Origin of the sequence: Spirosoma sp. 48-14, assembly GCF_001898575.1 — a bacterium.
Taxonomy (GTDB): domain Bacteria; phylum Bacteroidota; class Bacteroidia; order Cytophagales; family Spirosomataceae; genus Spirosoma.
This window is the reverse complement of the sequence record NZ_MKUD01000002.1, coordinates 70734-95866: the sequence shown is the minus strand read 5'-3', so window position 1 is coordinate 95866 and position 25133 is coordinate 70734. Positions and strand designations below refer to the sequence as shown.

The following is a 25133-nucleotide window of genomic DNA, read 5'->3' as shown; positions in this document are numbered from 1 at the left end:
ACTTTTGTTTTAGAATTAGTCTAAATAAAATGGAAGCCAAAGATTCTACGTTACGTTATTTCTTAACAGCTACCCTATTGCTATGGGGGGCTTTTTTACATACAGTTAGTTATGCTCAGTCAGTCGGAACCATTACCGGACGGATCATAACAGCGCAGGCACAACCACTAGCTCATGCAACGGTACGCCTGACGAATAGTCGGGTGGGTACTACGACAAATGATCAGGGCGAGTTTGTTCTCGAGCGGGTTCCAGCCGGTGAGCAAACCATCGTTATCAGCCGTATAGGGCATGGGCGGGTTCGACAGACGGTAAATGTGGTTGCAGGCGAAACAACCCGCCTGACGGATCTGACATTGCTGGAAACGGCCGAATCCCTTCAGGAAGTGACGGTTGAGGGGAAAAACTCCTATAAAGCTGATATTCCATCGAGTAGCCTTCGGATTAAGACGCCCCTGATCGAACTGCCTCAGAATGTGCAGGTAATAAATCGCCAACTGATTGCCGACCAGCAGATTTTCGATATGCTGGAAGGGGTTTCTCGCAACGTGAGTGGGGTTACGCGCATGGAGCACTGGGATAACTACGCTCGTTTGAACATGCGGGGTTCGCGGGTAGCGCCCTTCCGCAATGGGATGAACGTGGAATCGACCTGGGGGCCACTTGCCGAAGATATGTCGATGGTGGAGCGGATCGAATTTGTGAAAGGTCCGGCTGGTTTCATGATGGCGAATGGCGAGCCGAGCGGTTTTTATAACGTTGTGACCAAGAAACCGACTGGTTTTACGAAGGGCGAATTTGCCATGACAACGGGTAGCTTCGATACGTACCGGGCTACGCTCGATCTGGACGGGAAACTAAGCCAGGATGGGAATCTGCTCTATCGCCTGAACATCATGGGTCAGTCGAAAGGCTCGTTCCGCGATTTTGAATACAACAACCGATACACCATTGCGCCCGTTCTGAAGTATAAACTGAGCGATAAAACATCCATCACGGCTGAATACACCTATCAATTTTCGCAGATGTCGGTGATTGGTTCAGCGTATGTTTTTTCGGGTACGGGATTGGGTGTTTATCCCCGGAATATTTCACTGGCCTCGGCCAACCTCGATCCGACGAAAATAAATGATCATAGCTCTTTCCTGATTCTGGAGCATCAGCTTAGCTCAAACTGGAAACTGACGGGGCAGTTGGCTTACTTTAATTCAACACAGCTTGGTAGCTCGATGTGGGCCGATTCGGCTAAGGCCAATGGTAATATTTACCGGCGTGTCAGTATCTGGGATGCGGCTAACCAGGGAAAGTTCGCGCAGGTTTTTGTGAATGGTGATGTAACAACGGGACCTGTTACACACCGTATTCTGGCAGGTCTGGATTTAGGGAGCAAAAAATATTCTGCCGACTGGGGCCAGAGTTTTCCGCTTTACGATAAAGATTTTGTCTTCAACGCGAATACATCTAACTACTACTTGCCCACCAATTTACTACCCCGGTTCGATCGTTCGCAAAGCCTGATCAACCGGGCAGGAGCCAACGTGCTGAGCCAGTCATACAGCGGACTCTATGTGCAGGACGAGCTCCGGTTTTTGCAGGATAAAGTTCGTCTGACGCTGGCTGGTCGGATTACATCGACAAAAGACAGCCAATACGGTTCGGGTACGGATGTTACCAAAGCGACACCACGGGTTGGACTGAGTGTTTCGCTGAACAGGCAAACGTCTGTTTACGCACTCTACGATCAGGCATTTGTTCCGCAGGCAGGGGCCGATCGACAAGGGAATGCGTTTAAGCCTATCACGGGTAACAACACCGAAATTGGCTTGAAGAAAGACTGGGCTGGTGGCCGCTGGAACTCGACCATTTCGGCGTACAAAATCACAAAAAATAACGTCCTGACAACTGATCCGACCAACCCGAATTTTTCGATTCAGCTTGGACAGACACAAACGAGTGGGGTTGAGTTCGACATCCGGGGTGAAATCGTATCGGGCCTGAATCTGATTGCCAATTATGCGTACACAGATTCGAAAATTACGAAGGATACCGAAGCCAAAAATGTGAATCTGCCAGTTCCGGGTTTTAGCAAACACGTTACTAATGCCTGGTTGTCGTATCGGGTACAAAAAGGTGCGGTGCAGGGACTTGGCCTTTCGCTGGGATACCAATGGCAGCTTGACCGCTACGGCTGGTTTTCGGATGCTGTGGATAAGAATCCTACGTTGCCTAATTCGTTCCAGGCTGATGCGGCTATTTCCTGGCAAACTGGCCCCTTCAATGTAGCGCTGAATGTGAATAACCTGTTCGATGCCTATATCTATTCGGGTGCCTACTATTCATGGAGCAATGCCTACTATTGGCAGGCGCAGGCTCCCCGCAATTTCCGACTGAGCCTGGGATATAAATTTTAAATAGCTTATTTCTCAAACTCCTCCCCAGCTTTCAGGGGAGGAGTTAAAAGAGTCTTGATTAAGAGCTGATAATTACGGTATACCTGACAATGACGGCAAAAAAACTGGTTGGAAAACTACACCTTTGGCTCGGACTAGCGTCGGGGGGGCTGGTGTTTATTGTGGCGATTACGGGCTGTATTCTGGCTTTCGAACAGGAAATCAAGACGGTTCTACGGCCTTATCAATTTGTGGAGGTAGCCAATAATCGAGCGACGTTGCCGCCTTCCCGATTGAAAGCTATCGCCGAGAAAGAAATCAAGGGGAAGCTGGCTAAAGCCGTCACCTATGGAGGTGTGGGCCGAAGTGCGATTGTCTCGTTTTACGGGGCCGCCCCTGATTATTTCTATCAGGTGTATCTAAATCCTTCTACCGGAAAATTGCTTCACATAACGGACGAAGAGACGGACTTTTTTCACTTCATTCTACACGGTCATTACTATCTGTGGTTACCTGAATCCATCGGTCAGCCAGTTGTTGCCTACGGAACGTTGGTTTTTACGATCCTATTAATTACAGGGATGGTACTTTGGTGGCCGAAAAATCTCAACAGGACGAATCGACAAAAGAGCTTTACCATTAAATGGAAAGCACAGTGGCGACGGGTCAATTACGATCTGCATAATGTGCCAGGTTTTTATGCGCTTGTATTCGCGTTGATACTAGCATTGACGGGCCTGGTTTTTGGCCTACAATGGTTTTCGAAGTCGGTTTATTGGGCGACAACAGGAGGAAAAGCTCTGCCAGCGTTTCAAATTCCTTTGTCCGATACAACGGCTTCCCAACTGGCCAACTCGCCACTTGATGCTGTCTGGCAGCGCTTATCGGTTCGTAAACCTGCTACTGCCGGAATCTATATTTCCTGTCCTGAGAAACCGTCAGAGTCGATTTTTGCGTACGTCAATTACGAACCGGGCACGTATTACAAGCTCGATTATTACACCTTCGACCAACAGACGCTGAAACCGCTGGATATGGGCGGCCCTTATTCCGGACCCTATGTTAAAGCCGGATTTGGGGATAAACTCCGCCGGATGAACTACGATATTCATACCGGAGCTATATTGAGTTTACCCGGAAAAATTCTGGCGTTTTGTGCCAGTCTCGTATGTGCCAGTCTGCCCGTTTCGGGCTTTATCATCTGGTGGGGCCGTCGGAAGAAAAAATCGAAAAATGCTAAACCTCCCGTTGCAACAGCGACGCCTGCGAAAACGGCGTATCGACCAATGAGCCGGGTTGTTTGACAGGATTTTTGGGATTGATAGGATTTTTTACCTTGCGGAGCGTTATTAACCTGACAATCTTGCAAATCCTGTCAAAATCGCAGTGAATATTCCGTCACAAACCGTTCTTCGCACGTTTCGCCGACGTTTAACCAACCTGAGTAGCCGTAACCGCTCGTTGCTTCTAACCAGTTTACCCGCTGGGCAGTTTCTGGATTTACAGGAAACGGATTTTCTGCTTAACAAGCCTTCCTTTTCCACCATCGCTGATCTCATTGGCCGAAAGCCTGCCATTGCACTCTGCGACGTACTGGACCCTCGTCAGGAGCGGAGTAACGAAGTAAGCCGGAAGCTTCGCCGGATTGCCCGAACCGCCCGCTTTATTGAAGAAGAGCGCGGAACCGAAGATTTGTATGTAGGCTGGCCGTTCGTAAAAGGCAAATTTCTGGACGATACTGTCATTCATGGGCCACTTTTGTTTTTTCCAGTACAAATTGAGCAACAGGGTAAATTCTGGAAACTTACCCGGCGGGGCGATGAGCTGGCGTTTTTGAATCCAACCCTGGCACTGGCTTATGGGCAGTTTAACCAGGTGAAGGTGCCCGACGAAGTGGTTGAAAAAACATTTGATGAGTTTGACCGCGACCCGCTTGTTTTCCGAACGCAACTCTACGAGTGGCTCAAAACCACTCCGCTCGAAATCAATTTCAACCAGGAGTTATTCACGGATTCGCTCCATTTTTTCAACAAACAATCGGGTAAAGATTTAACGCAGCTCGAACGAACGGGTGAACTGAAGCTCTTTCCGGAAGCGGTGCTGGGTATTTTTCCACAGGCAGGCTCGTTTCTGGTACCCGATTATGAGGAATTAATTAGTTATGAGGAGCGAGGAGTGAGGAGTGAGGAGCCATCCGACGGTACTATACGCGTCAGCAACTCCTCACTTCTCACTCCCTACTCCCCGTACTCCCCGCTCCTTAAAGAAAAATCCATCCACACTCCCCTGCCTATGGATGCGTCGCAGGAAGCGGCTTTGCGGGCGGTGAAGGCGGGGCATGGTCTGGTTGTGCAGGGGCCACCGGGTACGGGTAAGTCGCAACTCATTGCCAATCTGATGGCCGACGCGGCCGCTTCGGGAAAGCGCGTGTTGCTGGTTTGTCAGAAACGGGCAGCGCTTGATGTGGTGCAGGAACGATTGCGTCAGGTAGGTATGGAGCCGTTTTTAGCTCTGATCCATGATTTTCAGGATGATCGACGCGCTTTATACGCACAAATTGCCGAACAGATTAACCGTCTGGATGAGTATCGACAGCAGAATAACAGCCTGAACGCGGTGTTGCTCGAACGCGATTTCGAGGTGGAAAGTCGGCGTATCGATGAAACAGTCGCTGAGCTGGAAACCTTTAAAAAAGCCCTGTTCGATACCAGCGAGTGCGGTGTTTCGGCCAAAGAACTCTACCTGACTACCGATTCGGATGCGCTTAGTGTGGATTTAAGTGATAGTTATCCACAATTTCACTTGTCTAATGTGGATAACTATGTTCGGCGGCTTGCCGATTTTGCCGCTTACCAACAACGATTAGGTGCTGAGCATCTGTGGAAGGAGCGGGTGAGCTTCGCAGCCTTTTCCAATGCCGATTTAGGGAAAGCAGATCAGGCGATTGTTCGATGGGTACAACTGCGTGAGACGGCGAATCAACAGACGAGTCAATTAGTCGGTCAATCGCTCTCCCTGAGTCAACTAGCAGATTGGCTGGCCCACGATTGGGAATTAACCGCCCTGCTGGCCTTGCTCGATACGGACGATGCCACCCAGCTTTGGGAGGTTATACAGCAGTTAAGACGAACGCCCGGCCATCTGGCTCTGACTACCGACGAAACAAAGCTGGAACAACTGGCGAAGGCCTGGGACGAAACACTGGAAAGTCCAGGGCCGGAGTTATCAATCCCAACCCCCGATTTACGTGCTTTCCGTACGCTCCTGGCCGAAGCGATCACGGCTCGGTCGTCGTGGATGAGTTGGCAATGGTGGCAGTTGACGAATGCGGGTAAAACCCAGTTACAGACTGTACTTTCGGCCAATTCGCTGGATGTATCGGAATCGTCTTTACAGACATTGGCTGTAAAAGTCGATAAACGCATACGGTTAGAAGCTGTCCGTCATGAAGCCAATACGTTGCTGGCGGGTTTGCCCTTGTCGGAAGCTCCGGAAAGTTTGCGTCTTCTGCGTCGGGCGCAGCATGTAGTAGAACGGCTAGGGGCGATTGAGCCACTTCGGCAACTGCCCGAATCCGGCTGGCAAACGCATGAGCGATTTGCGGAACTGGTTAAGCTGTTTCTGACACTTTCAGCAACTATAGAGCAGCAACGTACGACCTCATCGGTCTATCTGACCAGCAATCAACTCGAACGAATCTGGCAGGATGATGCATTCGCTACCAATCTGCGTCAAGCGCTTCGGCATGATTTCGATTTGCTTATCGAAGCCGATCGGTTAAAGGAAGGTTTTTCGGAAGCGGAGCAACTCGTTATGGAACGCCTACAAGCCCTAAATCCGGCAGACTGGACACAGGCATTTGATAAAAGCTTACGCCGGGCCTGGCTCGATCACCTTGAGGGGCTATACCCAGAGCTGCGGAGCGTATCGTCGCTCAAAATGGCACAATGGGAGCAGGCTTTGCAGGAAAGTATTCAGCGAAAGCAAGCGCTCAGCCGCGATATTTTGCTGGTGAAACTTCGTGAGCAAACCTATCGAAACCTGACGTTCAATCGATTGAATAACGTGGTTACTTACCGCGATTTGCTTCATCAGACTACCAAGAAGCGGAATGTTTGGCCTGTTCGGAAGTTGATGGAATCCTTTGCCGATGAAGTGTTTAAGCTGGTACCTTGTTGGCTGGCTTCGCCCGAGTCGGTATCCGCGATGTTTCCGTTGCAGGAAGGCTTGTTCGATCTGGTGATTTTTGATGAAGCTTCGCAGTGTTTTGCCGAAAACGGTATTCCGGCCATTGTACGGGGCAAACAGGTAGTTGTAACGGGCGATAATCAGCAGCTTCGCCCCAGCGATCTGTACCGAACTCGCCTGGACGAAAACGAGCAGGAAGAAGAAACGCCCGTGGCACTGGAGGTTGAGTCCTTGCTCGAACTGGCCGCGCAGCAATTGCCGCAGGTATCGTTAACGGAGCACTACCGCAGTCGCTCACTCGATTTGATCAGTTTTTCGAACGAGCATTTTTATCAGAACAGACTTTCGCTATTGCCCCATTTTGAGGAGGTTAACCAGCATGAACCTGCCATCCGCTATCGGAATGTAAAAGGTATCTGGCAGCAGAATACCAATCCCGTTGAGGCCGAAGCGGTTGTACAACTTCTGGAGCAATTGCAAACCGAAATGCCGGGTCGATCCATTGGCGTTGTCACCTTTAACTACCCACAACAGCAGCTAATTCAGGATATGCTGGAAAGTAACGCGGACAAACTGTCGGATGGACACTCCTCCGCGTTACCTTCTAACACCGCGTCACATCTGTTTGTCAAAAATATAGAGAATGTACAGGGCGACGAGCGCGATATTATTATCTTCTCCATGGGTTATGCGCCCGACGAACGCGGCCGTGTATCGACAAATTTTGGTAGTCTGAATGCACGCGGAGGAGAAAACCGATTGAATGTGGCGGTTACACGAGCCCGTGAACGAATTTACGTGATTACGAGCCTGTGGCCCGACCAACTAAACGTGGCTGATACGGCCAATGAGGGGCCTAAGTTGCTTAAAGCGTACCTGGCCTACGCATTGAACGTGGCTCAGGAGCAGTTTCAGCCTACACCGCAGCCGGAACAACCCTTGCCTTCGGGCTCCTTATTAAAAACCAGGTTGGCAGTAGAATACCCAGACTGGCGTCCTGAATTACCCTTTGCCGATTTAACCGTTAAGGCCGATGATATGTACGAGTCGTTGGTACTGACCGATGATGATTCCTATTATCAGCAGACAACGAAACAGGCTCATGCTTACCTGCCCATTGCGCTGACTACCCGTAAATGGCCTTTCCGCCGGGTCTGGAGCCGGGAGTACTGGCGCAGGCAAGGCTAAAGCATGAACCATAATTATGGTGGTGGTTGCAAAAGTCGGAGGAGCCTTCAATGTTGTTAGCACCCTAGGAAAGTAAATACTTAAAATATGCTAGAACATCCTCAGAAGTATAAAACAACTCATCTGGGCTATTATCGAAGCCGGGATTAGCCTCTGTAACCTCCGAAAACCCTATTGCTTCCAAGTCAATTTGAATAACGTAGAAACGGGCATTATACCAAATATCAATTATTCTCGCACCTGAGTTAAAATTGTGAATATCATGCTTGATTGACCTTTTATTGAGTTCATCAATGATGTATTGATAAGAAACGTCAGTAGCAGTGCTCATTGGAAAAGTTAATTCTTAAAAAGATAGTTGGAATATAGCCAATTAGTTTTTACAACAGCCACTATGTTTACAGTAGAAAGGCTTCGGCGATCGTTCAGGATAAAGTTCGTTGTTTAGAGATAGTAGCATCTAAACTGAATGCTCCGGGACCAAGTAATAGGCAGGTTAGGTAACCAACCAGTAATAGAAACCCCGCCGACCCATCGCCTGCTATATCGCCTTCGTGTGCAACAAAAACAATGACTATTGCGGTAATAATCAGAGGAATCAGTGCCGGGCGTGTCAATAATCCCAACATCAGCAGAATAGAGCAGAAGAACTCTGCACCGATAGCCAGCGCCAGCGAGACCGAATGGCTCAGGCCCAGAAAACTCATAAACGAGCCTTGGTAGTCAGCAAAGTGGGTCAGTTTGTCGTAACCGTGGGGGATCATGGCGATGCCTAAGCCCAGGCGTAACCATAACGTGGCACTGTTCACTTTCCAGGATGTAGGCGAAGTCGATTGTGTAAATTGCATTGTATGAATTGGTTAGACTAACTGTTGTACTGTTTAGGACGACGCTTATTTCGCGCGGGCATCGTCGTTGGTTATTTTTCGGACGGGTTCATCGTGGCTGGTGCGGATCTGCCCAAACTGCCAGCTAAAGGTCAATTTGACCGAACGAGTGAAATATTGATTGGCAGTATGGGCCCGGAATGTACTCGACTGCGAATCGTTCTGCTGACGGAAGGGATAAGTAAATGGATTGTTGACGCCCAGCGTCAGACTAGCTTTTTTATCCCAGAATTCTTTCCGAACCGCCAGGCTGTAATCGTACCAGGCCGAATTTTTTCCCTGCAACAGCACCCAGCCCGTACTGTAAATACCATTGGCCTGCACGGTGAATTGGCGTGGTAACTGGTAAGCCAGATTCAGCGTGAATTGCCAGAGCCAGCCGGAGTTCTGCACCTGTAAAGCCGGACTGCTGAAATGGGCGTAATAAAACTCACCCCCACCGTTTAGTTTCCAGTTTCGACCCAGTTGCCCGGACGCATTTACGTTTAATCCCGTCCGCTCATTGCGGGCTACATTCTGCCGGGTAGTCAATGATACCCCTGCCGTATCGACGGTCCGCACATCTTCGATGGAATTATCGGTTTGTCGGCGGTACAGTGCCAGGTTGAGGTAGGTGCCTTTTGGGGTCGTTAAACTGTATGAAATTTCGGCCAGATGCGCCAGTTCCGGGCGAAGCTGCGGATTACCTGCCATCCGGTTTTTTGGGTCGCTGGCATTAACATACGGATTCAGATCCCAGATCATAGGGCGGGAAATCCGTTGGGTGTAGGTCACTTTAACCGATTGCTGTTCGGTGAGCTGTTTTGACAGAATGATACTGGGGATGAAGTTGTTGAACTGCACCCGAAACGGAGAAATGGTATGAGCAAACTGACCGCTCATGCTGGTGTTTTCCAGCCGGGTGCCCAGTTGAAGCGTCCAGTGTGTTCGGTTCGCTAGTTTGAGTGAAGCATAGCCCGCAGCCACCTGCTGGTCATAGGTGAACGTATTGGATCGGTCGGTGCTGAGATTTAGAAGAGCTATATTTTCTGGTTGGCTAGTGTAGACCTCATAAGTACTGCTGACATCCCGACGGACCATTTTAGCTCCTACCTCAAACACCTGCTGCCCATTGCGCGAAAACGGATGAACATAATCGATCTGCCAAGTCCACTGAGGGTTATGACTGCGGTTGGTGCTCGTCTCCCGATACAGAGGCTGATCGGTCAGGCTAAACTGATCGCTGGCGTAGCGGGAATTATCGAAGGTGTAGCTATACTGGCCCAGCACACTGAGTTCCTGCTTCGGTTTGTGAAAGGTGCGGGTATAGCCCAGGTTCCATTCAATATTGCCAAAGGGATTCTGTTGATCGACTACCTGTTTGTATTCCTGGCTAATCTGATTTTCGGTGTTCCGAAACCGATAATAGCCAGTGTTGGACGTGGGCCAGGCGCCCCCCCAGCTACTAACCGACAGATTAACCCGGTTCAGTGTATCGAAGGCATACTCCATGCCCAGATCGCCAAACCAGCCTGGGTGGATGTTGTTGGCGCTAATTCGCTGAAATAACTCTCCGGCTGGTTGGCCGTTTACCAGTGACGTACGGGTTGTTTCAATAATACTCTTTTCGCGTTCGGCATTAGTATTACCCGAAAACGTCAGGCCAAATTTTTCCCGTTTAAACCCATAGCTGCCACCCAGCGACTGAATATAATTGCCCGCCGTTACGTCCAGACTACCGTTGGAGCCTTTCAACTGTTTTTTGGTGATGATGTTAATGACTCCGCCAGCGCCTTCGGCATCGTAGCGGGCCGCCGGACTGGTAATCACTTCAACCGACTGAATCGTATTGGCCGGAATCATCTTCAGCGCTTCACTCAGATTGCGGGCCAGCAAGCCCGATGGCCGGCCATTCAGTAACACCTTGATACTGGAACTTCCCCGAATCTGAACGTTTCCGGATACATCGACGGTAAGCATGGGTGCCTTGCGTAACACATCGACGGCTGTACCGCCTTTGTTGGTAATGTCGCTGCCTGCGTTATAGACGAGCCGGTCAGATTTTTCTTCAATCAAGGCTTTCTGCGTCGTTACCCGAACCTCGTTTAGTTGGCGGCTTTCGGATCGCAGCAGGATGGTCCCTAAGTCCCGCGTAGGTTGGCTGGCCAAAATTGTAATCCCTATTAGAGTTCGGGGTTGGTAGCCGACGTAAGAGATCTGGACAGCGTAGGTCCCGATTGCCAGCCCGGTAAACGTGAAATGGCCTGTTTCGGTAGTGGTTTGACCCGTTATAATCGTTCCAGTTGCTGTCAGGAGCGCTACGGTTGCAAAGGGCACTGGCTGACGGGTGGTGGAGTCGGTCAACATGCCTGATAGCTGCCCTTTGGTGGTCGGACTTGCTGGATTGGGTGGCAACTGCTGACTTTTTCCCTGAATTATTATCGACAGAAAAGAAAGGATAAAATAGAATCGTAGAGTGTTCATCAATACTACACAGATAGCCTATTGCTGGTCATCTGGGCACAAAGTACGATTCTGCCTCTGGCATCATCCTACTAAAAATGACAAACGTGTGCTTTTGGATGACGTATTCGATTGGTCATTTTCAATTGGAATGTCGGCCAACATTCGGTTGTTTTGTTTAAAAATCGCGAAGAAGGATGGGTTGGTTTAATAAGAACGGAAAGCAAAAAGTCTGGCTGCGGGAAGTACTGGCCTTTGTGTTTCTGTTTATTCTGATGTCGCTGAATTCCTGGAACCGGCTCACTTCCTGGAACGACCTGGGGCGGGCACTGCTCTTTTTCCTGACGCTGTATGGACAGGCTCAGTTTCACCGCTTTGTCTTGTTCCCCCTGTTGTTTAAGCAACAGATCAGGCAATACATTTTGTGGACGGTTCCGGCACTGGTGGTAGGGAGTTTTCTGGTATACGGCGTAAATCACTGGCTTTACCCAGAGTCTTGCCCCATTGAGGAATGGCGCGAAACGGGACTTTTTCTGCTTGCTACCTACCTGGTCAGCCTGATGGTGCTTGTTGGTGTATTTCTGATTCAGCGATTTTATCAGCAGCAACAGCAGCGCCATACCGACCAGTTGCTACATCAGGACGAACAAATTCGATTTTTGCACGCCCAGCTTAATCCGCATTTCTTTTTTAATACGCTTAATAACCTCTACGGAATCAGTCTGCACGAACCCGGACGAATGCCGGATTTGCTAATGCAGTTATCGAAGCTGATGCGGTATCAGGTCGAGAGCAGCCGCCGGTCGTGGGTATCGCTGCAGCAGGAGATCGAGTTCATTACCAGCTACGTTACGCTGGAGCAGGAGCGGCTGGGGAAACGTTGCCAGATTAGCTATGAGTACCCCACTGACAACTATGAACTGCAAACCTTCCAGTTGGCACCACTCCTGTTGATGCCGCTGGTCGAAAATGCGTTTAAACACGGTACGGGCGATATTAAAGGGTGTTTTGTTCATGTTGCTCTGCAATTGCGGAATAACCGGCTACGGCTATCTATTGAAAACTCGCTGTCATGCCACAAGCTAAACGGTACATCTACCGGCCTGGGTTTACAGAATACCCGCCAACGACTCGATATGCTGTATCCCGAAAAATACCAGTTGGCCTTAACTCAGGAGTCCGACCGATATATTACCCTGTTAGAAATCCAGCTAGCCACCCGAGCCGATGCCCAACCCGTTGCGGTGTTTACTTATTGATGACGAACAGGCTGCACACTATGTATTGCAGCACTACATCGGGCAAGTCGATCAGTTGACGCTGGTGGGTAATTGTTACGATGCTCTGGAAGCGATTAATTTTTTGCACCGCCATCCGGTCGATTTGTTGTTTCTGGATATTAACATGCCGCAAATAAACGGCTTACAACTCCTGCAAACCTTAGCCAATCCGCCCCGAGTCATCCTTACAACCGCCTATTCGGAGTTTGCGCTGGAGAGCTACGACTATGGTGTGGTTGATTACTTGTTGAAACCCATCGAATTTCCCCGATTTCTGAAAGCAATTGACAAGGTCATAACAGTAGAGGGAGAAAAACAATCGGTTCAACTCCAGGCTGTTCCCGAACAATCGTTGATGGTAAAAGTAGATGCCGACTGGGTTCGTATTGCGTATAGTAGCCTGGAGTATATTCAGAGCTGGGGAAACTACGTCAAGCTTTTTACGGCCCAACAGGTTTACGTAACGTCCATGACCATGACCGAAGTGGAGCGTCGATTACCCTCCGATCAATTTATCCGGGTTCATAAATCCTATCTGGTTCCGCTAGCTAAAATACACCGGATGAGTGGCAACGAGGTATTTATCGGCGAGACGGCCCTGCCCGTAGGACTGACTTATCGTCGGGAGTTAGTCGAGCGCTTAAAAGCGTGAGGCAGTGATAGAGCCAGGCTTACCTAAACGACATTCGCGAAGAAACCTGTCAAATTACCGTACAACCTTCGATTCTTACCGCGACCGACCCGTGCTGGTGAAGTAGGTTTGTGTTGTCAATTTTAACCAATAACAACATGAGCTTTTTAACATTAAAAGACGGTACAGATCTATTCTATAAGGATTGGGGCACCGGTCAGCCGATTGTTTTTCATCATGGATGGCCCTTATCGAGCGATGATTGGGATGCCCAGATGATGTTTTTCTTACAACATGGGTTTCGGGTTATCGCGCATGACCGCCGGGGGCACGGCCGCTCTAGTCAAACGTCGGGTGGGCACGAAATGGCAACCTACGCTTCGGATGTCGCTCAATTGGTCGAAGCGCTGGATTTGAAAGATGCTATCCACATCGGGCATTCGACGGGTGGTGGCGAGGTGATCCACTACGTAAACAAATATGGGAAGGGCCGGGTAGCCAAAGCCGTTCTGGTAAGTGCCGTGACGCCGATCATGGTTCAGAACGAGAACAACCCGGATGGCGTTCCTATAAGCATTTTTGATGAAATCCGGCAGTTGACGGCAACCCAACGTCAGCAGTATTTCCGGGATTTCTCGATTCCATTCTATGGCTATAATCGCGAAGGAGCCGTTGAAAAACAGGGCATTCGCGACAACTGGTGGCGGCAGGGCATGATGGGTAGTATTCTGGCCCATTACGAATGCGTGAAGGCCTTTTCGGAAAGTGATTTTACCGAAGACCTGAAAAGTGTAGATGTGCCTGTGTTGGTACTTCATGGCGAAGACGACCAGATTGTGCCGTATCAGATCACAGCGTTAAAAGCCGCCAAACTGCTGAAAAACGGTAAGCTGATTACGTATCCAGGTTTCCCACACGGTATGCCAACCACCGAAGCAGCTACGATCAACGCCGATATTCTGGCTTTCATCAATTCCTAATCGACTGGAACATCGGCAGGGTTTGGTTGTGTACGCAATCAGGGCCTGCCGATGTATAGTTTTACCAGGGTGGTTTTCTATCCACTTCCTGAACGTCTAACCTCTTTACCATGAACGAATCTATTCTGGGCCTGCATCACATTACGGCCATTGCCAACAACGCTCAGCGTAATTATGATTTTTATACGCATGTACTCGGTCTTCGGCTGGTCAAAAAAACGGTCAATTTCGATGATCCCAGTACCTACCATTTTTATTACGGTGATGAAGGTGGATCGCCTGGAACCATTCTGACTTTTTTTCCGTGGGAAGGCATTGGACCGGGGCGGAACGGTATTGGCATGGCAACCGAAATCGGGTATTCGGTACCGGCCGATAGCCTGGATAACTGGCTGGGCCGGTTTAACGAGCTGGGTGTTGGAGCGGGTGAACTGGCTGAACGGTTTGGCGAACAATACCTCTCTTTTACTGACCCTGATGGATTGTCCATTGCTCTGATCGTACCGAAGCAGTTCGACCACCGAATGGGTTGGGAAACGGAAGCTATCAAATCGGATATGGCACTGCGTGGTTTTCACAGCGTTACACTGACCTTACAGAAAATAGAGGCAACGGCCAGGGTACTGACCGATATTTTTGGGTATCGGTTGGTAGCACAGGACGGAAACCGTTATCGTTTCCAGACGGATGCCGTACCAGAGGCCTCGATTGTCGATTTGCTGGAAGAACCTGAAGGACGCGCAGGCCGGAATGCCGCCGGAACCAATCATCATGTAGCGTTTCGGGTGGCGAATGATGCCATTCAGATGGAGTTTCGGGAGAAAATTCTGGAAAGTGGCTTGCAGATAACCCCGAAGATCGACCGCGATTATTTTTTCTCGCTGTATTTCCGCGAGCCAGGTGGCGTACTCTTCGAGATCGCTACCGATAACCCAGGCTTTACGGTCGATGAACCACTGGATGAGCTGGGAAATAACCTGAAACTACCCAAACAGTATGAAGGATCGAGAGCGAAAATTGAAAAGACGCTCCCTGTACTGAAGTCGTTGTAAGATCTGCGTACGGTACCGATTCTAAGAACCAACTTAGTTGCACTTTCCGTTATCAACCTATAATTAGCTTGATTTTCCTCTCGAGGGGCAAAGTCGAATTAAAGCTTATATAGGTTCATAATCAGTCATTTCACTCAATCAATTCTTATGACAACCATTGGTTTGTACGGATTTGGCCGCATTGGGCGGCAGTTTCTACGCATCGGGCTTCAGAAAAAATTGTTTGTTCCGACCGCTATCGCCGACATTCGCGACGAGCCAACGCTGGCAGCCTTGTTTGCGGTCGATACCAACTATGGTCGCTGGCATGAGCCCGTATCAGGAAAGGAGGGAAGCCTATCCATTGGCGACCAAACCATTCCGTATATCAATTCGGCTAAAGAGGTGCCCGACTGGAAAGCCCTTGGCGTTGATCTGGTGGTGGATTGTACGGGCAGAGCTACAACACGGGCTGGTGCTCAGGTGCATATTGACCGGGGGGCAAAGTATGTACTTATCAGTGCGCCAAGTAAAACCCTGGCCGATTGCGATGCCGTTTTATTGAAAGGGATCAATCTGGAAACGTTCGATCCTGAACAGCATAAACTGATCAGCATGGGAAGCTGCACGACCAATGCACTGGCAGCGGTTGTCAAAGTGATTTCCGAAAACTTCGGGATTCAGTACGGTCTTTTTTCGACGGTACATTCCTACACGAACACGCAGTCGTTGACCGATCAGCCGATGAAAGACCGGCGCGATTCGTGGGCGGCCGCCGAAAATATTATTCCCTCTTCGTCGGGAGCAGCACGGGCCTTACAGTTTATCTGGAAAGACCTTAAAATCACGGGTAAAGCCTATCGAGTACCTACCCGGACCGGCAGTATCGCTGAATTAAATCTGATTACCGAAAAAGACTGTTCGGTACAGGAAGTGAATGATGCATTCCGCAAAGCTGCTGCCGAAGGGCCTTTACACGGTGTGCTGGATGTACTGGAAGATCAGTGGGCTTCGTCGCGAATTGTTGCTGATCCGCACTCATCGATCATTGATCTGCCGCTCACTGCCAAAGAAGGTAATTTACTATCGGTAGCAGCCTGGTACGACAATGAATGGGGCTTTTCGAATCGACTGGCCGAAGTAGCCGCATACCTGGCCGAACGTATTAGCTAAAGTAAAGCGTATTTTATAAACTCCCCTCTGTTCATTTTTAACCTTATGGAAACCATCATTGGCATTAGCGCCCAAAACCGAGAGGTTGTGGCCCATCAGTTGAGCAAATTGCTGGCCGACGAATTTGTACTCTACACTAAAACACTCAATGCCCACTGGAATCTGGAAGGCATGGACTTTCATTCGGTGCATCTGTACTTCGAAGAGCTGTACAAGCAGTCGGCCGAGATTGTTGACGACGTAGCCGAGCGGATTCGTCAGTTGGATCATTATGCGCCCGCTACGTTGAAAAACTTTCTGCAGTTAACGCATCTGACCGAGCAGGAGGCTGAAGGCAATACAAGCCGGAGCTGGATTGAAAAATTACTGAGCGATCATGAAAGCATCATCGTGTTTCTCCGCGGGAATATCGCTGATTTTCAGGAGGCTCATAAGGATGCCGGAACCAGCGACTATATAACGGGGCTGATGGAAAAGCATGAGAAAATTGCCTGGATGTTACGGGCTCACCTCAAGTAACGTTCTAACGTGATTTTCTGAAAAGGGAACAGGTAGGCTATACATGGTCTCCTGTTCCCTTTATTGTATCAATACCGTTTCGATAGCCTTATCTTTAGAAGAAGAAACTGGCTAAAGCCGGTTTATCTGTTGATTGGCTATGAAGCGTTGCCTCCTCTTCTTTTTTGCCCTGTTTGTCACAACCTCTATTACTTGGGCCGAACCCCTGTTTCCCTTACTGCCTCAAAAATCGATTGATAGTCTGAACGCGTTATTATCGGCAAGTCGGCAGGATACGAATCGGATTAAGCTACTACTGGTGCTGAGTAGCGATCTGATCACCCGGCACGAAGAGTTTGACAGCGATTTAGGAAATGCGTATGCCTACGGAAAACAGGCCGAGAAACTAAGTCAGCAGTTGCATTTTAGGGTTGGTCAAATGCAAAGCACCTGCGTTCTGGGGCGAATTGAAGCGATTCAGGGCGATCGGAAACGGGCCGAACAATGGCTTCGGAGTGTATTGGCATATTATACCCAGCAAGGGGCTAAGGCAGACCAGGCTGCAACCTGGTATTTTCTGGGCCAAGTTTACGAGCGTGATAGCGAAGGTCTACCTCGGAAGGTACAATGCTATGAGCAGGCCAGGCAGTTGTATCGGCAATTAGGTCAGGTTGATAAGCAGGCCTATATGCTCAAAACCATTGCCGATATGCACGTCCTGCAAGGTAATTCGGCATTGGCGGAGCAGGAGTTGTTTCAGGTATTGGCGCTGTATCGATCCATTCATTATCCATATCTCCACTATACCTACGACCTGCTGGCTTCGATTTATCACGGGCTTAACAACTACGATAAGGCGCTGAAGTATGCCCTACTGACCATAGAAAGTGCACAAACTACGCACGATAGCCTGTATTTGGGTAGCTTTAATTTAAATCTGGCCGTCTTGTATGATGAGCTGAAACAGTGGAAAACGGCTATTCCGTACTACAAGAAAGCGTTGGTCTTGTTTGGCGAAGCCAATGTTATCTCTATGGTGCATGTCATTGCGCATAGCCTGTGCAGTCTGCAAATTGTTCATGAAAGTCCAGCAGCAGCTTTAGCCTATTATTCTCAGATTCTACGACAGTATCCGCTTGCTAATCGATCTGCAGAATGGTTCTATGCCTATATGACGCTGGCCGAGTGTCATTTGGCTCTCAAAAATTACACCCTGGCCGAAACGTACTATATTAAAATGGCGTCGATACACGCAGGTAAGATACCTGATAATTCGACCATAGCTTCTTATATCAAGATCGGTACATTTTATGGCATTGTTAAAAACTATGATAAAGCCCGCGAATACCTGAATCGAGCCTTGAGTATGTTAAAACAGGTTGGTATGACGCGGGGAACGCCTAGTGTTCATCTACAATTATTCAAAATCGATTCTGCCCAGCACAACTACGTAGCGGCCATCGATCATTTCCAAAAGTACAAGTCTTTAAGCGATTCGATCTTTAACGAAAAGAAAAGTCAGCAGATTGCCAATTTGGAAATTCAGTACAATACCCGTAAAAAAGAGCAGGATATTGCTTTGCTAACCCGGCAGAATCAACTTCAGCAGGCCCGAATACGGGAAAGTGATCTGCAACGAAACAGCATCATTATAGGCGCTATTTTACTGGTCCTGTTGCTCGGGTTGAGTTATAATCGGTATCGGCTCAAACGCCGTAGTAACCAACTGCTGGAAGCCAAACAAGTTGAGATCAACCTCAAAAACGAGTCGTTGGTGCAGATCCTGCTGGAAAAAGAAAAACTGCTGGACGAGAAGGAGTGGATGCTAAAAGAAATTCACCACCGGGTTAAAAATAACCTGCAAATCATTTCCAGTATGCTTAATGCGCAATCCGATTTTCTACAGGACCCCAAAGCCCTGATGGCAATTCGGGATAGCCAAAACCGGGTGCAGGCAATGGCGTTGATTCATCAGCGGCTCTATCAGTCCGAAAATCTGGCACAGGTGAACATGCCCGAGTTTGTGGAAGAAATCGTTGACTACCTGATCGATTCATTTACGCAGGAGGCTTCTGTACAGGCTCAATTGGATGTGGCTTCTGTTCAACTGGACATCGCCCTGGCTATTCCCATCGGCCTGATTCTGAATGAAGCGGTCACGAATTCCCTGAAGTATGCATTTCCGAATAAGCAGCCAGGGCGTATAGCTGTATCACTTCGGGAGACAGCGGGATACGCTTATCAATTAACCATCAGCGACAATGGTGTAGGGCTGCCAGCTGGATTAGATATTGGCCACAGCGACACTTTAGGTATGACCATGATGCGCGGGTTAAGTCAGCAGATTGATGGTGAATTAATCATTTATCAGGATCAGGGCGTTCATATTGAGTTGCAGTTTAACCCGGTACAGGGCGTTAATAAGTTTGTCTGATCGTTATGACGCCCCCTACTTTCTAGCTTAATCCGATTTTGGAGAGGAGCTAATATGTAGTTTCTTCATGCGTGCTTCCAGCGTTGTAGGCTTTAAATTGAGCAATTCGGCTGCGCCCCCAATTCCACGAATTCGGTAACCCGACTTAGCCAGTGCCGCCATAATAGCCGTACGCATGGTTTCGTCAATCGGTTGCACATCAGTCGATGGGTTCGTATTTATAGGCAAAACAGTTAATGGAGTCGATCGTAGGGGTTCGGCCAGGTACAGGGTGGAGGTTGATGAGAGAATGGCTGCCCGCTCCAGTACGTGTTCCAGTTCCCGGATGTTACCCGGCCAGCTATAGGATAGCAATTGCGCCAGGGAATCATTGGCAATACTCGATAGCGATTTGCCTAGTTTTTTACTGATCCGGCGGAGAAAGTGCATCGCTAGTGGCCGAATATCGTCCGGCCGTTCGCGCAGAGGAGGTATCACAATTGGGAACACGTTCAATCGATAATACAGATCGGACCGAAACCGGCCCTGTGCTACTTCCTGCTGTAAATTTCGATTTGTAGCGGCAATAATTCGAGTATCGATCCGAATCGTTCCTTTACCCCCGATTCGTTCGATCTCCTTTTCCTGAATAGCCCGAAGTAGTTTGGCCTGTAATTCGAGAGGTAATTCACCAATCTCGTCCAGAAACAACGTCCCGCCGTTGGCTAATTCAAACTTCCCAATTCGCTTTTCGGTAGCTCCGGTAAAACTTCCTCGCTCATGGCCAAATAATTCGGATTCAATGAGTTGCGCGGGCAATGCAGCACAATTTATTTTGACGATGGTTCGGGCCTTCCGGGTTGACAAGTTATGTACAGCTCTGGCTACCAATTCCTTACCTGTTCCGGTTTCACCCATAATCAGTACCGTGGCATCGGTTGGCGCTACCTGGCCTATACTCGTAAAAACAGCTTGCATGGCTGGCCCAACTCCAATAATTTCCTCAAAGTTGTAGCGAGTTTTGATCTCTTCGGTCAGGTAGGTTTTCTCTTGTTCCAGCTGTTCGCTTAGCACTTTGATTCGTTCAAAAGCCAGTAAGTTTTCCAGGGCTAATCCCATCTGAACGCTGATGTCCTGCATAATGCGGAGGTCCTTATAGGTAAACGCAAAGGCAGCTTTACTGGCAAGTACAAGTGATGCAATAAGCTGATCTTTAATGAAAATAGGTACGTTTAACGACGACTGTAAGCCCAGCGTTTTAGGGTAAAGTGTATGGTCAGGTAGCGTATCGGTGAACTGAACACCTACATTTAGAGCTGGCTTAATCAGCCACGAACGGGCATCACGTTGATCAACTGTGTTAGTGGTTGCAGGAAATGGGATTATCAGATGATCGTCGGTCGGCATAAAAACACCATTTACCTTTTGCACCGTACTATCAAGATTTACAGAGGTCGTCTGTCGTCCGAGCTGGTAAATACCAACCAGATCGGCGGGAAGGAGTTCGTTTATCGACTGCGCAACCTGGGCTAATATGGCCCCTATATCGATTCCATTTCGGAAGGCATTAACGATCGCTAGTTCAATGGCTTTGATCTGTTGCCGGGCTGCCAGCTCTTCATACGCCAGAAGGTTGTCCAGGGCCAGGGCAATCTGAGGGATGATAAGATCAACAGCCTGATAGTCTTTCGTTGTAAATCCATCTGGCTCTGTACTGGAGAGGATGATGGTCGTTAGTGAGTTTCGATTCAATTGAATTGGAAACAGCGCCAATGAGCGTACTCCGAAATGATCCCGGCAGGATCGAGCAGTGATGTAGGATGCACAAAGCTGGTCAAACGCTTCGCCTGTAAATATGCCTCTTAGCTCACCCAGTTGATCGGGCGCTTCCCGGTCTAATTTTTCAAGCAATTCAGTTGAATCTTCCTGCAATAAGGCGGCCAGATTGACCCGTGTAAATGTATTGGATGCTGTTTTTTCAAGCATAAGCCAATAAAAAGACACTTCGTCGGGCAGCCCAATCCGCAGGTTTAGGAACGAGAATGGGACAAGGCGATTAATCTGATCGGCTATGGCGAGGCATAACTGTTCCCGATCCTGAATGGTAACAATGGCATTGTTTACCGCAATCTGGATCGTCTGTTGCTGCCGAAGTTTAGCTTCTTCACTATGCGCGTGCCGATAACGGGCGATTTCCAATGCTGTTAAGACATCTTTCTCCCGAAAGGGCTTGGTCAAAAAGCCGAAAGGCTGGGTTTTTTTGGCCGCTTCCAGCAGATGATCTGTCAAATTTGCGGATAAGAAAACGAATGGAATGGACTGATCATTAAGCCAATGCGCCAGATCGATCCCCGTTTTATGGCCTTTCAGGAAAATATCGAGCAGGACAATATCAGGCCGTTGATCTCTAATAATGTGCTGGGCTTCATCGACTGACCCAGCTATGCCTACTACCTGGTAGCCTGCTTTTATCAGAATCCGTTTTAGGTCATGAGCAATTAGAAATTCATCTTCCACAATAAGGAGTGTGGGTAGGCGGGTCGGTTCAGAAACATAAGCCATATCAATTCTAATTGATTGACAGTAAAGATACGAGGTATTGCAACTCCAATGGTGTGCTCCAATATATTGGAGGCTCTATTATTTTGGAGAAGCCTATTGTGTGTCAAGTGATTGAAAATAAGTGTGTTAGTGGCTTTAGCGCAGATTGGCACTATGTTCGTAATAGACTATATACCTCTATAACTAACCATGATTAAGGCCTATTCGTTATGAAACGTTTCATAGTACAGGAACCATTACGTATTCAGCAGCTTATCCTAGACGATGGTTATATTCCGGTGCATGAGCATACCCACTATGAACTGATAGGGGTCCAGGCTGGCAGTGGATACCATCTGATAAATGGGAATCAGTTTGCTTATCAGGCAGGCGATCTGTTTTGGCTGTGCCCTGCCGATTACCATGGTTTTATTGTGCAGCAAAGAACCCGTTTTTACAGCCTTTCATTCACGCCGTCTTATCTGGCTGGCTTAATCGCTGGTAGTTCATATCGTTGGTGTCATATTCAGGAGAATACGCCTTCCGATTTTGGAAAATTGTTCACTGACTCGCTATCGCCCCGCAAGTTAATGGCCTTAATGGAGATCGTTTTGGCAGAGCAGCAGGAAGCACGTGAAATAACATCTAATCTCATCGTAGACTCTTTAATGCAAACCATTTTGAGTTTGATAGATCGCCAGCTTGCTCAGCAGTCGTTAGCAACAACAGCAAGATCATCTACCTCCCTGGATTTGATACAGCGTATTGTCAACTATGTTTGTCAGCATATAACCGAGCCTGATTCGCTACGGATGGACAAAATTGCCGATGTGTTTAATTACTCACCTGGGCATTTAGGAGCACTCTTTAAAGAGCATGTAGGCGAATCGATTCAGCAATACATTATCCGATATAAACTCAAACGCGTTGAAACGAGATTGAGCTTAAGTGCAATGACTATTTCTCAGATCGCCGATGAGTTTGGTTTTGCCGATGTATGCCATTTGAACAAGCTATTTAAGCGCTATTATCACGATACCCCCAGTAACTATCGTCGGTACATACTGTCCAGTTAAAAAGTGCAAACCTGAATTGCCTGATAACTGAACTCTATTGTGAGCTTGAATAACTTCCTGAAATTTGTCTGAGCCCACAGTGGATATTCAGCGTTTGGCCTTGGTAGACGACCTGTCACTACTAAAATCTTTATTTCAGGACGAGCCATTACCAATAAAAAAAGCCACCGTTTGAGCGGTGGCTTTTCGTTTATCAAGTCTATTATTAATAGAACTTGGCCCGGCGGTCTTCAACTTTAGCAGCCTCCTTAATGGCCTCGTTGATGTAGAAGCCAATACGAGACGAGTTATTTTGCTGAATTTGAGTCTTATACATAGTATAGTCCGCAACGGCCGGAGCAGGAGTTAACGAGGTTGTTTCCATGACCAGCACACCGCCTTCACCAGCAAAGGGCTTCGTACGTTTGCCGGGTTTCAGACCAAAAGCTTTACCCAGAGCAACTGGATCGACACCAGCACTGCGAAGGAAACCAGTAGCCAGATTGACATCGTCGGCGGTTTCGACCAGCGCCCCCGAACCATACTTCTCTGCAATGGCATCGAGTTCACCTGTAGCATTACCCAACTTGCTGATGATCTGCTGCGCTTTTAGTTCATTCCGGACTTTAGCCGTCAGTTCGTTCCGATAGTCGTCGATAGTTACTTTGTCTTTATCCGTTTTGTTGGTCAGCACAGCAATTACATACTGGTCACCTACTTCAAACGGCTCCGATACATCACCAATATCGGTTTTGTCATTGTATGCCCAGCGAACGATCTGACGTACTTCCTGACCTGTCAGGGCATTGATCTGTGCAGCTCCTTCCGGAATCCGATCGGCAGTAGCAATTACCAGCGATTTATCTTCTTTAACCTTCGCATCAAATTCCGCTTTGGTATGTACATCGGCAGCAAACTGATCGGCTTTCCGAAGGGCTTCGTCGCGCGTGGTTTGGCTTGGGGCAATGGTTTTGCCGATAGCCGCTACCCGATATAATACATTCGATTTAGGCTCGGTCACTTTGATGATGTGGTAACCAAATTCGGTTTCAACCAGACGAGGGATCAGACCAGCCGATGTGGCGCCAAATACAGCCGCTTCGAAGGGTTTTACCATCTGGCCATTATTTTTGAAATAGCCCAGATCGCCACCTGCCTGTGCCGAACCATCCTGGCTGTTCGTTTGTGCCAGGGCCTCAAAGCTGGCGCCACCCTGAATTTGTTTCAGGATACCTTCGGCCCGACGACGTGCATCTGCTTTTGCTGAATCGGCCAGGCCTTTAGTCTGAATCAGGATGTGGCTGGCACGGGCCGTGAAGTTGGTATCTTTTTTCGAGCCGCCATACTTATAGATAAAGTACGTATTGCCTTCGCGGAACGGACCATAAATACCACCCGGTGCAAACGTTGGAATCGAAGCCCGTAGTTGTTCCGGCATCTCGCCTGCCGTCAAATAAAGCGGTACCCGGACATCACTGTTTTGTTGGGCAAACGTCGAGTCGTTTTGGGCAGCGCCGAGGCCACGAGCCAGCGATTTAATTTCGTTATACAGTGTAGCGCTGTCTTCTTTCGATGGAGCGACAGAGAAGGTTACGTACTGAATTGAACGGCTGTCCGAACCAGGGTAATCGTCTTTGTGCTTATTGAGGTATTCTTCCAATTGCGAATCCGTCACTTTCACGGTCGTATCGTTAATCGTGTAGTAGGGTACGAATAGGAATTTTACGTTGGCTTTCGTGTTCTGAGCCTGATATTCTTTTTGTGCTTCGGCCGTAGTCGCAAATACCGACAGCCGCATCAGACCTTCGTATTTTTCCCGAAGCCGATCCGAACTTAGGTTTTTCTCAAAGCTAGCCCAGGCAGCCTGCTGCTGAGGAGGTAGGTTTTTTAGCCCTTTTAGGTAGCTGATGATCGAGCTTTTGTCGAAGACGCCCGTTTGCGGATTTGTAAATGCCTGACGAACGGCGGGACTGATGTTGTTACCCTGCACCATATCGACGAGTTCTTCGGATGATACTTTCAGGCCTAGCTTGTCGAATTCTTTCTGGTAGGCTATGTCAAACAGAAGCTGATTCCAGGCTTGTTCCCGAATCTGAGTCATGTCTTGGTCCGCCGGAGCACGACCTGTTTGTTGTTCATACTGCGCCCGTAACTCGTCTACTTTAGCGTTGAAATCCTGATAATCAATTGATTGTCCAGCAATCTCACCCACTTTCTGTTGGTCTCCCCCGAACAGTAAACTCCGACCGCCGAGCAAATCACCACCCACAATAAACAGAATCAGACTCACGGCAATAATACCGACGGCTAACCCTGAACGTTCTCTGATCTTATTAATGACAGACATTTCGCTTTTAACAGACAATTTAGCCCGCAAAATAACAGTTTTCCTCGCTGGAATACAAGTAGTAACTGTATAACTATCCTCAAAACTGA

At 48.5% G+C, this 25133-nt stretch carries 16 protein-coding genes; 11 read left to right on the top strand and 5 right to left on the bottom strand.

Features of this window, described 5'->3' with window-relative positions:
- Window positions 1–29: 29 nt before the first annotated feature.
- The 3 genes from BGO59_RS03500 to BGO59_RS03490 all read left to right on the top strand — a co-directional run bounded on the left by BGO59_RS03500 (window position 30) and on the right by BGO59_RS03490 (window position 7766).
- Window positions 30–2411, top strand: a complete 2382-nt coding sequence (locus tag BGO59_RS03500; protein WP_293680597.1) for a TonB-dependent receptor — start codon at window positions 30–32, stop codon at window positions 2409–2411.
- Between the two features lie 89 nt (window positions 2412–2500).
- On the top strand, window positions 2501–3694 hold the full coding sequence (locus tag BGO59_RS03495; RefSeq protein WP_293680594.1) for a PepSY domain-containing protein: 1194 nt from the start codon (window positions 2501–2503) through the stop codon (window positions 3692–3694).
- Between the two features lie 82 nt (window positions 3695–3776).
- The gene (locus tag BGO59_RS03490) at window positions 3777–7766 is read left to right on the top strand and encodes an AAA domain-containing protein (protein ID WP_293680591.1); all 3990 of its coding nucleotides are present in this window, start codon (window positions 3777–3779) and stop codon (window positions 7764–7766) included.
- Window positions 7767–7830: 64 nt separating this feature from the next.
- On the opposite strand, the gene BGO59_RS03485 is transcribed toward BGO59_RS03490, so the two are convergent.
- The 3 genes from BGO59_RS03485 to BGO59_RS03475 form a co-directional block, all read right to left on the bottom strand.
- A complete protein-coding gene (locus BGO59_RS03485) occupies window positions 7831–8097 on the bottom strand; it encodes a hypothetical protein (protein ID WP_293680588.1) in 267 nt (88 codons plus the stop codon).
- Window positions 8098–8191: 94 nt separating this feature from the next.
- Entirely contained in the window at window positions 8192–8614 is a 423-nt protein-coding gene (locus BGO59_RS03480; RefSeq protein ID WP_293680585.1) for a DoxX family protein, read from the bottom strand.
- Between the two features lie 45 nt (window positions 8615–8659).
- Window positions 8660–11116, bottom strand: coding sequence for a TonB-dependent receptor (locus BGO59_RS03475; protein ID WP_293680582.1), 2457 nt, complete (start codon window positions 11114–11116; stop codon window positions 8660–8662).
- A gap of 176 nt (window positions 11117–11292) precedes the next feature.
- On the opposite strand from BGO59_RS03475, the gene BGO59_RS03470 reads away from it, so the two are divergent.
- The 7 genes from BGO59_RS03470 (at window position 11293) to BGO59_RS03440 (ending at window position 19122) form a co-directional block, all read left to right on the top strand.
- Complete coding sequence (locus BGO59_RS03470; RefSeq protein ID WP_293680579.1) at window positions 11293–12354, top strand: sensor histidine kinase; 1062 nt, start codon at window positions 11293–11295, stop codon at window positions 12352–12354.
- On the top strand, window positions 12323–13027 hold the full coding sequence (locus tag BGO59_RS03465; protein ID WP_293680576.1) for a LytTR family DNA-binding domain-containing protein: 705 nt from the start codon (window positions 12323–12325) through the stop codon (window positions 13025–13027). The genes BGO59_RS03470 and BGO59_RS03465 overlap by 32 nt, the downstream gene beginning before the upstream one ends.
- A 137-nt stretch (window positions 13028–13164) precedes the next feature.
- On the top strand, window positions 13165–13986 hold the full coding sequence (locus BGO59_RS03460; RefSeq protein ID WP_293680573.1) for an alpha/beta hydrolase: 822 nt from the start codon (window positions 13165–13167) through the stop codon (window positions 13984–13986).
- Between the two features lie 110 nt (window positions 13987–14096).
- Window positions 14097–15038 carry a ring-cleaving dioxygenase gene (locus BGO59_RS03455; protein ID WP_293680570.1) on the top strand — a complete coding sequence of 314 codons (942 nt, stop codon included), beginning with the start codon at window positions 14097–14099 and terminating at the stop codon, window positions 15036–15038.
- 147 nt (window positions 15039–15185) lie between these two features.
- A complete protein-coding gene (locus BGO59_RS03450; protein ID WP_293680567.1) occupies window positions 15186–16190 on the top strand; it encodes a glyceraldehyde 3-phosphate dehydrogenase NAD-binding domain-containing protein in 1005 nt (334 codons plus the stop codon).
- Between the two features lie 45 nt (window positions 16191–16235).
- The gene (locus BGO59_RS03445; protein WP_293680564.1) at window positions 16236–16709 is read left to right on the top strand and encodes a DNA starvation/stationary phase protection protein; all 474 of its coding nucleotides are present in this window, start codon (window positions 16236–16238) and stop codon (window positions 16707–16709) included.
- 139 nt (window positions 16710–16848) lie between these two features.
- Window positions 16849–19122, top strand: coding sequence for a histidine kinase dimerization/phosphoacceptor domain -containing protein (locus BGO59_RS03440; RefSeq protein ID WP_293680562.1), 2274 nt, complete (start codon window positions 16849–16851; stop codon window positions 19120–19122).
- A 27-nt stretch (window positions 19123–19149) separates the two neighbouring features.
- Here the strand turns inward: BGO59_RS03440 and BGO59_RS03435 are convergent, their stop codons facing one another.
- Entirely contained in the window at window positions 19150–21663 is a 2514-nt protein-coding gene (locus BGO59_RS03435; protein WP_293680559.1) for a sigma 54-interacting transcriptional regulator, read from the bottom strand.
- A 209-nt stretch (window positions 21664–21872) separates the two neighbouring features.
- Between BGO59_RS03435 and BGO59_RS03430 the strand changes: the two genes are divergently transcribed.
- Entirely contained in the window at window positions 21873–22718 is an 846-nt protein-coding gene (locus tag BGO59_RS03430) for an AraC family transcriptional regulator (protein ID WP_293680556.1), read from the top strand.
- 205 nt (window positions 22719–22923) lie between these two features.
- On the opposite strand, the gene BGO59_RS03425 is transcribed toward BGO59_RS03430, so the two are convergent.
- A complete protein-coding gene (locus tag BGO59_RS03425; protein WP_293680553.1) occupies window positions 22924–25044 on the bottom strand; it encodes a peptidylprolyl isomerase in 2121 nt (706 codons plus the stop codon).
- Window positions 25045–25133: the final 89 nt, after the last annotated feature.

Excerpts from the sequence above, each read along its gene's own strand:
- BGO59_RS03475 (WP_293680582.1), bottom strand. The coding sequence starts at position 11,116 with ATGAACACTCTACGATTCTATTTTATCCTTTCTTTTCTGTCGATAATA.
- BGO59_RS03485 (WP_293680588.1), bottom strand. The coding sequence starts at position 8,097 with ATGAGCACTGCTACTGACGTTTCTTATCAATACATCATTGATGAACTC.
- BGO59_RS03455 (WP_293680570.1), top strand. The coding sequence starts at position 14,097 with ATGAACGAATCTATTCTGGGCCTGCATCACATTACGGCCATTGCCAAC.
- BGO59_RS03430 (WP_293680556.1), top strand. The coding sequence starts at position 21,873 with ATGAAACGTTTCATAGTACAGGAACCATTACGTATTCAGCAGCTTATC.
- BGO59_RS03470 (WP_293680579.1), top strand. The coding sequence starts at position 11,293 with ATGGGTTGGTTTAATAAGAACGGAAAGCAAAAAGTCTGGCTGCGGGAA.
- BGO59_RS03480 (WP_293680585.1), bottom strand. The coding sequence starts at position 8,614 with ATGCAATTTACACAATCGACTTCGCCTACATCCTGGAAAGTGAACAGT.
- BGO59_RS03465 (WP_293680576.1), top strand. The coding sequence starts at position 12,323 with ATGCCCAACCCGTTGCGGTGTTTACTTATTGATGACGAACAGGCTGCA.
- BGO59_RS03495 (WP_293680594.1), top strand. The coding sequence starts at position 2,501 with ATGACGGCAAAAAAACTGGTTGGAAAACTACACCTTTGGCTCGGACTA.
- BGO59_RS03460 (WP_293680573.1), top strand. The coding sequence starts at position 13,165 with ATGAGCTTTTTAACATTAAAAGACGGTACAGATCTATTCTATAAGGAT.
- BGO59_RS03440 (WP_293680562.1), top strand. The coding sequence starts at position 16,849 with ATGAAGCGTTGCCTCCTCTTCTTTTTTGCCCTGTTTGTCACAACCTCT.
- BGO59_RS03450 (WP_293680567.1), top strand. The coding sequence starts at position 15,186 with ATGACAACCATTGGTTTGTACGGATTTGGCCGCATTGGGCGGCAGTTT.
- BGO59_RS03500 (WP_293680597.1), top strand. The coding sequence starts at position 30 with ATGGAAGCCAAAGATTCTACGTTACGTTATTTCTTAACAGCTACCCTA.
- BGO59_RS03445 (WP_293680564.1), top strand. The coding sequence starts at position 16,236 with ATGGAAACCATCATTGGCATTAGCGCCCAAAACCGAGAGGTTGTGGCC.
- BGO59_RS03425 (WP_293680553.1), bottom strand. The coding sequence starts at position 25,044 with ATGTCTGTCATTAATAAGATCAGAGAACGTTCAGGGTTAGCCGTCGGT.
- BGO59_RS03435 (WP_293680559.1), bottom strand. The coding sequence starts at position 21,663 with ATGGCTTATGTTTCTGAACCGACCCGCCTACCCACACTCCTTATTGTG.